This window comes from Halomonas bluephagenesis (assembly GCF_054790765.1).
The window spans coordinates 3,865,699-3,879,685 of sequence record NZ_CP133631.1; the positions used below are offsets into that span (position 1 = coordinate 3,865,699).

Here is a 13,987-nt window from a genome sequence, read left to right on the forward strand (position 1 = left end):
GTTAGACAAGGATGCCCCGGCAATGGTGCCTAATGATAGTGCCTAACATTACGATATTAAGGAAATGAAATAATGTTGCTCCCTTTTTTGGCTGTTGTCGTGGGATTAGTGCTTCTTGTATGGAGCGCTGAGAAATTTATCGATGGTGCTGCAGCTACCTCAAGGTGGTTAGGGCTATCGCCTCTATTAATTGGCATGCTGGTCATTGGTTTTGGCACCTCTGCACCAGAAATGATGGTGTCAGTGTTGGCGGCTATACAAGGAAATCCTGGTTTAGCGATAGGTAATGCATATGGTTCCAATATCGCTAATATTGGTCTTGTCTTGGGATTTGTTGCGTTGATAGCTCCTTTAGCGGTGCATTCGGGGGTGATACGCAAAGAGATGCCGCTGTTGATAGGTGTCATGCTTCTAACGGGTTATATGCTATATGACGGTTGGATTTCTCGCGGAGAAGCCATCTTGTTGCTAGGCGCGCTGGCGCTCTTTATTGGGGTCAGTATTGTTCGTTCACGGGGACAGCAAGATGATCCGCTAGTCGGTGAAGTAGCAGAGGCGCTTGATAGTAAGGCCATGTCGCGTGGCAAAGCGATTATGTGGACGTTAATTGGGTTGGTACTGTTGATCGCAAGCTCGCGCATCTTAGTGTGGGGAGCGGTCGAAATAGCGATAGCTTTTGGAGTCAGCGACTTAATTATTGGGTTAACCGTTGTTGCAATTGGCACGTCTCTACCCGAGCTTGCTTCCTCTATTAGTGCTTTGCGCCGCAAAGAGCATGATATGGTGTTAGGTAATGTAGTGGGTTCTAATTTATTCAATAGCTTGGCAGTGGTAGGCCTTGCAGGGGTTATTACACCGATTGAAGTGGGGCGCGAGGTATTAATTCGTGATTGGAGCGTCATGACCTTTATGACCTTAATGATGGTGTTTTTTGCCTTCTCCTGGCGGGGGCGCCCACGGCGTATAAACCGTATCGAGGGTGGTTTATTGTTCTCTATGTTCATTGCTTATACCGGCTACATGGTCAGCATCGTAGTGATGTCTTAGCTGCGTCAATGTGACGCGGTCTATAAAAAGAACTAGTGGTGTATAGCTTTTGTCACAGTCTCAAATTACAACACATTCGAAGATCAAGCTTAGTAGCTGCAGCTGTCATCGTTCTTAGCACTAAAATGCAGCACCAGTGAGGCTCAACTAAGCTTGTGTGGCCCGTTAATGGGATACTTATCCAGGTCTTAGGAGAGTGTGATGGAGCTTGATCCCCTTGTACTATCACGAATTCAGTTTGCCTTTGTAGTTTCGTTTCACGCGATTTTTCCAGTTTTCACCATTGGGCTGGCATCTTACATAGCGCTACTCCATGGGCTTTTTTTTAAAACTAAAAATCCCGCTTGGGACCGTCTATCGTTGTTTTGGACAAAGGTGTTTGCGGTTGTCTTTGGCATGGGAGTGGTGTCTGGCATTGTCATGTCGTTTCAGTTCGGCACCAACTGGAGTAACTTTTCCTTAGCTGCGTCAAACTTTCTAGGTCCGGTATTAAGCTATGAAGTTGTGACAGCTTTCTTCTTGGAAGCGGCCTTTCTGGGCGTGCTGCTATTTGGGCGCGGTAAAGTGCCTCAAGGTGTCCACTTGTTTGCAGCCATCATGGTAGCTGTGGGCACCTTTATTTCCTCTTTCTGGATTTTGTCGGCAAATAGCTGGATGCACACGCCAGCCGGCGTGGAGTTGATTGATAACCGCTTCCATGTGACCTCGTGGTTACAAGCGATTTTTAATCCGTCCTTTCCCTACCGCTTTGCTCATATGGCCATGGCGTCATTCTTAACCGGCGGTTTCGTGGTGGCCGGTGTAAGTGCTTGGTTCCTTCTCCGTGGTCGTGATCTAGAAGCTAACCGCCGAGCGCTGTCGATGTGTTTGTGGTTGCTGTTGTTCCTAGCCCCAGCGCAGGCTGTGGTTGGCGATTTTCACGGCCTCAACACGTTAGAGCATCAGCCAACTAAAGTGGCGGCAATGGAAGGTCACTGGGAAACGTCATCGAACGTACCGCTCCTGTTATTCGCAATTCCTGATCAGGAAGCACAGGCAAATCACTTTGAGTTGGGCATTCCAAATCTAGCCAGCATTATTCTTACTCATTCGCCTGAGGGTGAGATTCCCGGCATTACCGAGGTAGCACCAGATGAGCAGCCGCCGGTTTTCATTGTGTTCTGGGCATTTCGAGTGATGGTGGGAATTGGGTTATTAATGATTGCGACTGCGCTTATTGGATTGCTTATGCGTAGCAAAGGAAGGGTGTATCAACATTCGGCCTACTTGAAAGCATTGGTCTTCATGATACCCATGCCGTTTGTTGCGGTGCTAGCAGGCTGGATTGTCACAGAGGCCGGGCGCGCTCCTTGGTTGGTATACGGCATTATGACGCATTCTGAAGGGTTAACGCCTTCTCTTACTGGGCCAATGGCGCTGTTTACGTTGGTGGGCTACGTGCTGGTATACGCGGTAGTGTTTTACGCTGGCATTTATTACCTAACACGTGTGGTACGCAACGGTATGCTGCCTGAAGAGGAACGGGAGGCAACTTCAGAAAACTTCAAACGTCCGATGCGGCCCTTTTCAGCTGCGCATACGCCTTTTGATGAGGATGTTGATCCGGCAAGGAGCTAAATATGGAAGTGTTGGATTTAACGCTACTGATGAATCCTGTCAGGCCCATTTGGAACGGAAGCGAAATATGATTGATATCGGTTGGGGCTGGTTGGTTAGGCGTTCTCTTGTGGACGTATTTGGCTTGGATATATCCATTGTTGGCAAGGCGCGATCATCAAGTGAGGAGTGCCACTAACGTTATGGCGACATCTAAATCAGATCAGGTAATGTCCTTAACCTCACGCTCATGGTTGAAATCACTCGCTCGGCGTGAGCAAAAAAAGCTCACGCTAGCAGCGATATGGGGAGTGCTTGCAGGGGGGCATACGGTTTTACTAGTGGTGGGGCTTGCGTGGGTTATCGATCAGCTTGTAATTCATGGCCGCTCACCGACATCACTGACAGCTTTTTTCTTTGGGTTGATGGCAGTGGTGCTGCTTCGCTCACTATTTCAAGCAATGCAAGAAGCCAGTAGTGCAGAGGCAAGTCTCCGTATTCGACAGCATGCGCGAGAGATGTTGCTAAATAAAGTGGCGACGCTTGGCCCAGTTTGGCTTCCCCGCCAGCAGAGTGGCGCGATAGCGACCCAGGCGGTAGAGCATGTTGAAGCGTTGGATGGTTATTTCGCACGCTTTTATCCGCAGATGAGGATTGTCGTCGCATTACCGTTACTGGTGCTTTGCATTGTTGGCTTGCTGGACTACCTTGTCGCCATCTTTTTATTGCTTTCAGCGCCGCTTATCCCGCTTTTTATGGCGTTGGTTGGTATGGGCGCTGAGCGTTTGAATCGTGATCAATTCATGGCTGTGTCGCGTTTGTCAGCTCACTTTGTAGATCGGGTCAGGGGAATGACGACACTGCAACTGTTTGGCCATACCAAGTCAGCACAAAAAGATGTTTGGTATGCCACTGATGACTATCGACGACTAAGCATGCGCACGCTGCGATTAGCTTTTTTGTCATCAGCAGTGCTTGAGTTTTTTGCATCAGTTGCGATTGCTGTTGTAGCAATGTACGTCGGTTTTGGCCTGCTAGGTTATATCGACTATGGGCCATCGTCGTCACTAACCCTCTTTACTGGGCTAGCCGTTTTGCTGCTGGCGCCAGAGTTTTTTCAGCCTCTGCGAACGCTATCCCAGCACTATCATGATCGCGCGGCAGCATTAGGAGCGGCTGAAAGTGTTGTGGCAATACTTAATGAGCCAGATCTAGTCCCTTCAGCCTCTTCAATGCCTCACGCTGAGGATGCTGTCATTGAGCTTCGTGGGGTTGACATTGGGTATGAGGGTCGCGCCACGGTATTGGCTGCTCTGGACGCCACTATTCGACGAAGTGACGTGGTTGCCATCACCGGTGAATCGGGTAGCGGTAAATCATCCATCCTAGCCTTAATGGCTGGGTTTATGATGCCTAGCAGCGGCGAGTGCCGCTATCGTCACGGTGGCCAAGTTGCCTGGCTGGATCAAACCCCTTGTATCATTCAGGGGACTCTTGCCGATAACTTACGCTTGGCCGCTCCTGAGGCGGATCAAGCATCAATGGCCCAAGCGCTGCAGCGGGCGGGGCTAGGCGAGTTGTTGTCTCAGTTGCCTGATGGCCTGGAAAGTAAGGTAGGCGAGCGTGGTGTAGGGCTGTCTGGTGGCCAAGCGCAACGCCTTACACTGGCGCGTGTATACCTTAGCGAGGCGCAACTAGTTTTGTTAGACGAACCAACGGCGAGCTTAGACGCCATTACCGAGAAGGCCGTCATTCAAGCGTTGTTAGATTGGGCAAAGGAAGGCCGTACGCTAGTAATCGCAACGCATCATCCTGCGGTGGTGGCTGTTGCTAATCGCCACTTTACCTGTGAAGCAGGTCAGCTTATCGAGGCGACCGCATGAAGCAGTTTTATCATGATATGAAGCCGTGGCTGCTGATACTTCTGCGCCGTCGTCAGCGTTTTTTTGTTGGCGCGTTATTGGTGTGGGTAACGCTTCTGGCCGGCTTGGCCTTATTAGGGCTGTCAGGTTGGTTTATTACTGCGTGCGCGCTGGCCGGTATAGCGCTGGCGGCTGGTTTGCCCGTCACTTTGGATATTTATGTTCCCGGCGGTGGTATTCGTTTCTTTGCACTGTTGCGAACGGTGGCGCGTTACGCGGAGCGCCTTTATAACCACAACACTGTACTGACGTTGTTAGCTGATTTGCGCTACCGCGTGTTTGGCAATTTAACAAGGTTGGATGAAGCAACGCTTAAGCGCCGCCGTGCTAGTGAATGGCTAAGTCGCTTAACGTCGGATATTGATACGCTTGATAATCTGTATCTACGATTGCTAATCCCACCGTTTGTTGGACTGTTAAGCATACTTGTTGTCTCCGGCTTTATCTCTATCTGGCTGCCTGTGTTGGGCGGTTTGATAGCAGCTGTACTAAGTGTGCTATGGCTTGTGGTAACGGTTGGTTATGCGTGGCTTGGTTTTGGCAATAGCTATCAGCAAGTTAACGACCAAGAAGAGTTACGCCATCTGGTGCTTGATCAAGTACAAGCTTCGGCGGAGCTAATGAGCTACCAAACTAATCATTGGTATCGTACACGGGTTAATCAACACGAAGACCACGCGCTTAGTAATCAACGCCAGTTGGCCTATAAGTCGGCCATTGGCAATGCGCTCGTATCGGCGGTAACCGGCATGCTGGTGGTAGGTGTTTTATGGCTGGGCAGCTTCACTGTTGCAGCTGGCCAGGTGGCCGGGCCTATCGTTGTTATGGCGGTTATCGCGGTACTGGGCATAAATGAAGTATTCACTACGCTACCCGCCGCCTTTCTTAAAGCTGGTGCTAGCTATGGTGCTGCTCGGCGTTTAAATACATTGACTGGTATAGCGAGTGAGGCGCCATCGCAAGTCTTGCCTGACGCTTCTCGCGGACACGAAGTGGCGTTTCGCCATGTTTCATTGCGTTATCCTGATACGGCCCACTCTGTGCTTTCTGATATTACATTTACCTTGCCAGCCGGAGAGCGAGCGGTGGTGACGGGTATCTCTGGGGCAGGCAAGTCAACGCTGGCTAGTCTTATCATGGGTAGAATATCGTCCTCACAGGGACAGATTTACGTTGCCAGTTGCGCGCCTTCTAACGTCATTGCGGAAAGCCGCGCCAAACATTTTGCCTTGCTCACTCAGCAAGTTGATCTTTTTGATGGATCGTTAGCAGCGAATCTTCGTATTGCGAACCCGGAGGCAAGCGATGATCAACTGTGGGAAGTTCTCTCTCAAGTTGCGCTAGATGATTGGGTAAAGCAGCAGCCAAAGCGGCTTAAGACTCAAGTCGGTGAAAAAGGCCAGCAGCTCTCAGGAGGACAGGCACGTAGAGTGGCATTGGCTCGTGTTTTCTTGCGCGACCCAGCGGTGGTGCTATTAGATGAACCTTTTGCCGGTGTGGATGCATTAACCGCTATGCATATTGCTAAATCATTGGATCATTGGCTTATTGGTCGAACAGTGATCTATTTTATTCATCAAGTGGAAGAGCCGAGCTTGTTGCCGGGCGTTAACTATCACTGGCGACTTGCTGAGGGGAAGTTAAATACGGATACTCTTGATAATGTTGGAAATAATTTATCCTAATGCTAGGAGTTTCGTATGCATGAATTTCTTCTTCAGCTTCCTAAGGTAGAGCTCCATTTGCACATCGAAGGCTCCCTTGAGCCTGAGCTAATGTTTGAACTTGCCAAGCGGAATGGTATCGAGCTTCCTTACGCAACGGTTGAAGAGGCAAAAGCAGCTTATGAGTTCGATGACCTTCAGGGGTTCTTAAATCTTTACTATCAAGGCATGAATGTACTGCGCACGGAGCAGGATTTTTATGACTTGGCGATAGATTACTTCCAGCGTGCTCGTGGAGAAGGGGTAGTGCACATTGATATGCATTTTGACCCGCAGGCCCACCTCCAGCGTGGCATTCCTCTTGAGATAGTGATGGCGGGTTTGCTTCGTGCCAAGAAAGAGGCGGAGGCAACGCTTGATTTGTCTGTTGGTATGATTATGGCTTTTTTGCGTGATCGTCCCGCTGAAGAAGCGCTCAGCGTGCTTGAAAGCGCTGCACCGTATTGGAAGTTTTTAGATGCGATTGGTTTAGACAGTGCCGAGCGTGGTAACCCCCCGTTCAAGTTTCAGGCACTCTTTGCGCGAGCCAAAGAATTTGGCTTAGTGCGTGTTGCCCATGCAGGAGAAGAAGGGCCCGCTGAATATATTTCTGAAGCGCTGGACCTTCTCGATGTTCAGCGAATTGACCACGGGGTTCGCTGTCTCGAAAGTAACGCAGTGGTTAAGCGACTCAGGGAGCGTCAAATCGTACTAACGGTTTGCCCGCTTTCTAATGTCAGTCTAAAGGTGGTTGATGATCTTCGAGACCACCCTCTTCCTCAGTTGTTGAAAGAAAACCTCAAGGTGACGATTAGCTCAGACGATCCTGCTTATTTTGGAGGTGGGTTGCTGACAAATCATGTTGCTTGTGCTGAAGCGTTTGGCTGGGATGCTGATGTATTCCGCATGCTAAATCGTAATGCAATCGAAGAAGCTTTTGTTGATGAGCCTCGCCGCCAAGAGCTTTTGCTGCGCCTTGAGCAAGCATGAAAGGACCGCCGACTTCTGGTCGGCGGTGGCTCATTTAAGGAAGCGCAGGAACGTCAAATTCAGGCATTTCACCTGTTAACGTGTGCAAGAAAGCAGTAATCTCATCTATAGTTGTGGTATCAAATTCACGCCCCAACATTTCTTGCCCCATGATCGCGACAGCTTCCTCTAGCGTTTGTGTTGCGCCGTTATTCATATAGGGGTAAGTGACGGCCACATTGCGAAGGGTGGGTGTACGGAATCGGTATTTATCACCCTCTTCACCGGTGACAATATAGCGGCCAAGGTCTGTAGAGCCAGGTACCTGAATAGCATGAAATTGACTATCGGTTAAATTAGGGCCGCGGTGGCAGGCAATACAACCATTATCGACAAACGCGACCATTCCATTTTTTGCTTGCTCGCTAATGGCATCCATGTCGCCTTGTAAGTAACGGTCAAAAGGCGCATTCGGTGTATTAAGTGTCCGTTGAAACACGGCGAGTGCTTTTCCAAGGTTTTCTGCATTAATAGGATCTTCTTGGTTTGGGTAAGCCTCCGCGAATTTATCTTGATAAAGCTCAAATTCCGCAAGCCGTTCTAGCGCGTGATCAAGCTGCATGGCCATTTCGACATCGGCTTCGATGGGTCCTAATGCTTGTCCCTCGAGGTCGGGTTCGCGCCCATCCCAGAATTGTGCATTTAAAAATCCGCTGTTCAATACAGTCGGCGTGTTGCGTTCGCCAATTTGTCCGTTATGGCCCACTGCCCTGGGGATGCGGTCAGACCAGCCTAGCGCAGGGTTATGGCAGGGGGCACAGCTAATGACTCCGCTTGCAGAAATGCGTGGTTCAAAAAATAGCATATTGCCTAGCTCTACTTTCTCATCTGTTTGAGAGTTTTCAGCAGGTAATGGTGGCAGATGTGGCAGTGGTTCAAAACGAAGGCGATAATTCTCCATGTCATCATCGGCCAGCGTCATATTTGAAGCTATCAGTAATGCAGCTCCTGCTAAATAAACTGGACTCTTAAACAATTGCATATTATCCCCCTCCAGATGGCTGTTAAGTGTCGTGCTTTTTGTTTTGTATGAGCACTATTGAAATGCTAGCGCCAGTCTAGAAAGAAGGGGGAGAAAGAGGCTTGCGCTAGGTCAATTTTAGATTCGATCCTTTTTGCTCATTTTACTCATCAGAAAGGATAAAAAAGTGTTGACGAATAAATAGAAATGAGTAGAATACGCCCCACATCGAACGGCAACGCCAATCGATAGCTCTTTAACAATTTGATCAGGTAATTCATGTGGGCGCTTGCCGATGAGGGTGATAAATCACCAAATATCAAGGCAAGCGGTCATGACAATGTAAATTGAAATGAATTCGTTTGGACCTTGAGCCAAGTTTGATGCACTTATGTGACTTTCGAGTGACATGTAAGCATCACAATGATTTTAAACTGAAGAGTTTGATCATGGCTCAGATTGAACGCTGGCGGCAGGCCTAACACATGCAAGTCGAGCGGTAACAGGGGTAGCTTGCTACCCGCTGACGAGCGGCGGACGGGTGAGTAATGCATAGGAATCTGCCCGGTAGTGGGGGATAACCTGGGGAAACCCAGGCTAATACCGCATACGTCCTACGGGAGAAAGGGGGCTTCGGCTCCCGCTATTGGATGAGCCTATGTCGGATTAGCTAGTTGGTGAGGTAATGGCTCACCAAGGCAACGATCCGTAGCTGGTCTGAGAGGATGATCAGCCACATCGGGACTGAGACACGGCCCGAACTCCTACGGGAGGCAGCAGTGGGGAATATTGGACAATGGGGGCAACCCTGATCCAGCCATGCCGCGTGTGTGAAGAAGGCCTTCGGGTTGTAAAGCACTTTCAGCGAGGAAGAACGCCTAGTGGTTAATACCCACTAGGAAAGACATCACTCGCAGAAGAAGCACCGGCTAACTCCGTGCCAGCAGCCGCGGTAATACGGAGGGTGCAAGCGTTAATCGGAATTACTGGGCGTAAAGCGCGCGTAGGTGGCTTGATAAGCCGGTTGTGAAAGCCCCGGGCTCAACCTGGGAACGGCATCCGGAACTGTCAAGCTAGAGTGCAGGAGAGGAAGGTAGAATTCCCGGTGTAGCGGTGAAATGCGTAGAGATCGGGAGGAATACCAGTGGCGAAGGCGGCCTTCTGGACTGACACTGACACTGAGGTGCGAAAGCGTGGGTAGCAAACAGGATTAGATACCCTGGTAGTCCACGCCGTAAACGATGTCGACCAGCCGTTGGGTGCCTAGCGCACTTTGTGGCGAAGTTAACGCGATAAGTCGACCGCCTGGGGAGTACGGCCGCAAGGTTAAAACTCAAATGAATTGACGGGGGCCCGCACAAGCGGTGGAGCATGTGGTTTAATTCGATGCAACGCGAAGAACCTTACCTACTCTTGACATCCTGCGAACTTGTGAGAGATCACTTGGTGCCTTCGGGAACGCAGAGACAGGTGCTGCATGGCTGTCGTCAGCTCGTGTTGTGAAATGTTGGGTTAAGTCCCGTAACGAGCGCAACCCTTGTCCTTATTTGCCAGCGGGTAATGCCGGGAACTCTAAGGAGACTGCCGGTGACAAACCGGAGGAAGGTGGGGACGACGTCAAGTCATCATGGCCCTTACGAGTAGGGCTACACACGTGCTACAATGGCCGGTACAAAGGGTTGCGAGCTCGCGAGAGTCAGCTAATCCCGAAAAGCCGGTCTCAGTCCGGATCGGAGTCTGCAACTCGACTCCGTGAAGTCGGAATCGCTAGTAATCGTGAATCAGAATGTCACGGTGAATACGTTCCCGGGCCTTGTACACACCGCCCGTCACACCATGGGAGTGGACTGCACCAGAAGTGGTTAGCCTAACGCAAGAGGGCGATCACCACGGTGTGGTTCATGACTGGGGTGAAGTCGTAACAAGGTAGCCGTAGGGGAACCTGCGGCTGGATCACCTCCTTAAACGATGCATCATCCCTCGCGGTAAGCGCTCACAATGAATTACCTGATCAGATAATAGAGCAAACGGTAGCTAGTTTGGCTGTCATAAGGGTCTGTAGCTTAGTTGGTTAGAACGCACCCCCTGACCTTAAATGGAAAGCAGGGTGAGGTCGGCTAACAGGCTTATGGTGCCTACTGATAGTTGAATGCCCGGGTCTGTAGCTCAGTTGGTTAGAGCGCACCCCTGATAAGGGTGAGGTCGGCAGTTCAAGTCTGCCCAGACCCACCAAATTTGCGTGATGCGTCGTTGAAAGACTCCTTGTGTAGCAGGCTACACGTTGTCGTCTTTTGCCTAGTCTCACACAAATTATATTTTATCCAGTACGGCGTTATTTTATGATCCGCATAGCAGGCTATGCGTCGCCATAAAATGCCTTGTTCTGTATAAGATTACCCGGAAAAAGCAATACGATGGGGCCATAGCTCAGCTGGGAGAGCGCCTGCCTTGCACGCAGGAGGTCAGCGGTTCGATCCCGCTTGGCTCCACCATTATGTAGTACACTACCCACCGTTTGTTGATGTTTTGTGACCATTGATAAGCCATGCGCAGCTAGTGCGTTGTCTTATCACTGTTCATCGAACAGTCGCTCTTTAACAATGTATATCATGCTGACATAAACGTTTTTAAAACGTTTATACGTAATTGTTTTGTGATACGTCTCAAGCGTATCCGGCAATCGTTATCATTGCGAGACACCAGACTCCTTCGGGTTATAGGGTCAAGCAATGAAGCGCACACGGTGGATGCCTAGGCAGCCAGAGGCGATGAAAGACGTGGAAGCCTGCGATAAGGCTCGGCGAGGTGGCAAACAACCTGTGACCCGGGCATTTCTGAATGGGGAAACCCACTCATCATAAGATGAGTATCTTACGCTGAATATATAGGCGTAAGAGGCGAACCAGGGGAACTGAAACATCTAAGTACCCTGAGGAAAAGAAATCAACCGAGATTCCCCTAGTAGCGGCGAGCGAACGGGGACCAGCCCTTAAGCATGTGACTGATTAGGCGAATGAGCTGGGAAGCTCAGCCGTAGCGGGTGATAGCCCCGTAGTCGAAAGTCTGATCATGTGAAATCGAGTAGGTCGGGGCACGAGAAACCTTGACTGAAGACGGGGGACCATCCTCCAAGGCTAAATACTCCTGGCTGACCGATAGTGAACCAGTACCGTGAGGGAAAGGCGAAAAGAACCCCGGAGAGGGGAGTGAAATAGATCCTGAAACCGTGTGCGTACAAGCAGTAGGAGCAGACTTGTTCTGTGACTGCGTACCTTTTGTATAATGGGTCAGCGACTTATATTCAGTGGCGAGGTTAACCGTTTAGGGGAGCCGTAGGGAAACCGAGTCTTAACTGGGCGACACAGTCGCTGGATATAGACCCGAAACCGAGCGATCTATCCATGAGCAGGGTGAAGGTTGAGTAACATCAACTGGAGGCCCGAACCAGGATCTGTTGAAAAAGATTTGGATGACTTGTGGATCGGAGTGAAAGGCTAATCAAGCTCGGAGATAGCTGGTTCTCCTCGAAAGCTATTTAGGTAGCGCCTCACGTATCACCGCCGGGGGTAGAGCACTGTTTCGGCTAGGGGGTCATCCCGACTTACCAACCCGAGGCAAACTCCGAATACCGGTGAGTGCGAGCGTGGGAGACACACGGCGGGTGCTAACGTCCGTCGTGAAAAGGGAAACAACCCAGACCGTCAGCTAAGGTCCCGAAATCCTGGTTAAGTGGGAAACGATGTGGGAAGGCTCAGACAGCTAGGAGGTTGGCTTAGAAGCAGCCATCCTTTAAAGAAAGCGTAATAGCTCACTAGTCGAGTCGGCCTGCGCGGAAGATGTAACGGGGCTAAACCAGGTACCGAAGCTACGGGTTCACACTTAGGTGTGAGCGGTAGAGGAGCGTCGTGTAAGCCGATGAAGGTGAATTGAGAAGTTCGCTGGAGGTATCACGAGTGCGAATGCTGACATGAGTAACGATAAAGGGAGTGAAAAACTCCCTCGCCGGAAGACCAAGGGTTTCTGTTCGACGCTAATCGGAGCAGAGTGAGTCGGCCCCTAAGGCGAGGCCGAAAGGCGTAGTCGATGGGAAACAGGTCAATATTCCTGTACCGGACATGATTGCGATGGGGGACGGAGAAGGCTAGGTGAGCCAGGCGTTGGTTGTCCTGGTGAAAGTGAGTAGGCTTGCATCTTAGGTAAATCCGGGATGCTCTAAGGCCGAGACACGAAACGAACTGACCACGGTCAGGAAGTCATTGATGCCACGCTTCCAGGAAAAGCCTCTAAGCTTCAGATCATGTGCGACCGTACCCCAAACCGACACAGGTGGTCAGGGTGAGAATCCCAAGGCGCTTGAGAGAACTCGGGTGAAGGAACTAGGCAAAATGGTGCCGTAACTTCGGGAGAAGGCACGCCGGCGTAGGGTGACGAGACTTGCTCTCAGAGCCCGAACCGGTCGAAGATACCAGGTGGCTGCAACTGTTTAGTAAAAACACAGCACTCTGCTAACGCGCAAGCGGACGTATAGGGTGTGACGCCTGCCCGGTGCCGGAAGGTTAAATGATGGTGTTAGCCGCAAGGCGAAGCTCTTGATTGAAGCCCCGGTAAACGGCGGCCGTAACTATAACGGTCCTAAGGTAGCGAAATTCCTTGTCGGGTAAGTTCCGACCTGCACGAATGGCGTAATGATGGCCACGCTGTCTCCACCCGAGACTCAGTGAAATTGAAATCGCCGTGAAGATGCGGTGTACCCGCGGCTAGACGGAAAGACCCCGTGAACCTTTACTATAGCTTCACACTGGACGCTGATGTTGCCTGTGTAGGATAGCTGGGAGGCTTTGAATCTCGGACGCTAGTTCGAGGGGAGCCAACCTTGAAATACCAGCCTGGCATCATTGGCGTTCTCACTCAGGTCCGTTATCCGGATCGAGGACAGTGTGTGGTGGGTAGTTTGACTGGGGCGGTCTCCTCCCAAAGAGTAACGGAGGAGCACGAAGGTACCCTCAGCACGGTCGGACATCGTGCAGTGAGTGCAAGAGCATAAGGGTGCTTGACTGCGAGACAGACACGTCGAGCAGGTGCGAAAGCAGGTTCTAGTGATCCGGTGGTTCTGTATGGAAGGGCCATCGCTCAACGGATAAAAGGTACTCCGGGGATAACAGGCTGATACCGCCCAAGAGTTCACATCGACGGCGGTGTTTGGCACCTCGATGTCGGCTCATCACATCCTGGGGCTGAAGTCGGTCCCAAGGGTATGGCTGTTCGCCATTTAAAGTGGTACGCGAGCTGGGTTTAGAACGTCGTGAGACAGTTCGGTCCCTATCTGCCGTGGGCGTTGGATGTTTGAGAAGGGCTGCTCCTAGTACGAGAGGACCGGAGTGGACGCACCTCTGGTGTTCCGGTTGTCACGCCAGTGGCATTGCCGGGTAGCTATGTGCGGACGGGATAACCGCTGAAAGCATCTAAGCGGGAAGCCCCCTTCAAGATGAGACATCCCTGAGGCCTAGAGCCTCCTGAAGGGCCCAGCGAGACCAGCTGGTTGATAGGCACGGTGTGGAAGCGCTGCAAGGCGTTGAGCTAACGTGTACTAATGGCCCGTGAGGCTTGACCCTATAACACCCAAGGGGTCTGGTCGCAGTGATAACGAAAACCGGATACGCGACTCAAGCCCACGTGACACACGGAGGGCGTGAGACGAAAGAGACGCCACAAAACATAGTAACAGCACA

General features: G+C 50.9%; 6 protein-coding genes, 2 tRNA genes and 2 rRNA genes. 9 read left to right on the forward strand and 1 reads right to left on the reverse strand.

Going from position 1 to position 13,987, the window contains the following annotated elements:
• Positions 1 to 72: 72 nt before the first annotated feature.
• The 5 genes from REH51_RS17585 (at position 73) to REH51_RS17605 (ending at position 7,258) form a co-directional block, all read left to right on the forward strand.
• Entirely contained in the window at positions 73 to 1,047 is a 975-nt protein-coding gene (locus tag REH51_RS17585) for a calcium/sodium antiporter (RefSeq protein WP_009723392.1), read from the forward strand.
• A 201-nt stretch (positions 1,048 to 1,248) separates the two neighbouring features.
• Positions 1,249 to 2,664 (forward strand): cytochrome ubiquinol oxidase subunit I, encoded by a 1,416-nt coding sequence (locus REH51_RS17590; RefSeq protein ID WP_009723391.1) that lies wholly within the window; start codon positions 1,249 to 1,251, stop codon positions 2,662 to 2,664.
• A gap of 182 nt (positions 2,665 to 2,846) precedes the next feature.
• Positions 2,847 to 4,526 (forward strand): thiol reductant ABC exporter subunit CydD, encoded by a 1,680-nt coding sequence (cydD, locus tag REH51_RS17595; protein ID WP_498936464.1) that lies wholly within the window; start codon positions 2,847 to 2,849, stop codon positions 4,524 to 4,526.
• Positions 4,523 to 6,250: a thiol reductant ABC exporter subunit CydC gene (cydC, locus tag REH51_RS17600; RefSeq protein ID WP_009723389.1), complete on the forward strand. Its 1,728-nt coding sequence runs from the start codon at positions 4,523 to 4,525 to the stop codon at positions 6,248 to 6,250. Before cydD ends, cydC begins: the two co-directional genes overlap by 4 nt.
• A 15-nt stretch (positions 6,251 to 6,265) precedes the next feature.
• Positions 6,266 to 7,258: an adenosine deaminase gene (locus tag REH51_RS17605; RefSeq protein WP_009723388.1), complete on the forward strand. Its 993-nt coding sequence runs from the start codon at positions 6,266 to 6,268 to the stop codon at positions 7,256 to 7,258.
• A 34-nt stretch (positions 7,259 to 7,292) separates the two neighbouring features.
• Here the strand turns inward: REH51_RS17605 and REH51_RS17610 are convergent, their stop codons facing one another.
• Positions 7,293 to 8,279, reverse strand: coding sequence for a cytochrome-c peroxidase (locus REH51_RS17610; protein WP_498936466.1), 987 nt, complete (start codon positions 8,277 to 8,279; stop codon positions 7,293 to 7,295).
• A 410-nt stretch (positions 8,280 to 8,689) separates the two neighbouring features.
• On the opposite strand from REH51_RS17610, the gene REH51_RS17615 reads away from it, so the two are divergent.
• From REH51_RS17615 to REH51_RS17630, 4 genes are all read left to right on the forward strand, one after another.
• Positions 8,690 to 10,222, forward strand: a 16S ribosomal RNA gene (locus REH51_RS17615).
• A gap of 191 nt (positions 10,223 to 10,413) precedes the next feature.
• Positions 10,414 to 10,490: transfer RNA gene (locus REH51_RS17620), tRNA-Ile, on the forward strand.
• Between the two features lie 184 nt (positions 10,491 to 10,674).
• Positions 10,675 to 10,750, forward strand: a tRNA-Ala gene (locus REH51_RS17625).
• Positions 10,751 to 10,978: 228 nt separating this feature from the next.
• Positions 10,979 to 13,870 (forward strand): 23S ribosomal RNA (locus REH51_RS17630).
• The 16S and 23S rRNA genes sit together here with 2 tRNA genes alongside, the layout of an rRNA operon.
• Positions 13,871 to 13,987: the final 117 nt, after the last annotated feature.

What these genes read in the sequence shown, in the direction of transcription:
- REH51_RS17585 (WP_009723392.1), top strand. Translation starts at nt 73, where the DNA reads ATGTTGCTCCCTTTTTTGGCTGTTGTCGTGGGATTAGTGCTTCTTGTA.
- REH51_RS17590 (WP_009723391.1), top strand. Translation starts at nt 1,249, where the DNA reads ATGGAGCTTGATCCCCTTGTACTATCACGAATTCAGTTTGCCTTTGTA.
- cydD (WP_498936464.1), top strand. Translation starts at nt 2,847, where the DNA reads ATGGCGACATCTAAATCAGATCAGGTAATGTCCTTAACCTCACGCTCA.
- cydC (WP_009723389.1), top strand. Translation starts at nt 4,523, where the DNA reads ATGAAGCAGTTTTATCATGATATGAAGCCGTGGCTGCTGATACTTCTG.
- REH51_RS17605 (WP_009723388.1), top strand. Translation starts at nt 6,266, where the DNA reads ATGCATGAATTTCTTCTTCAGCTTCCTAAGGTAGAGCTCCATTTGCAC.
- REH51_RS17610 (WP_498936466.1), bottom strand. Translation starts at nt 8,279, where the DNA reads ATGCAATTGTTTAAGAGTCCAGTTTATTTAGCAGGAGCTGCATTACTG.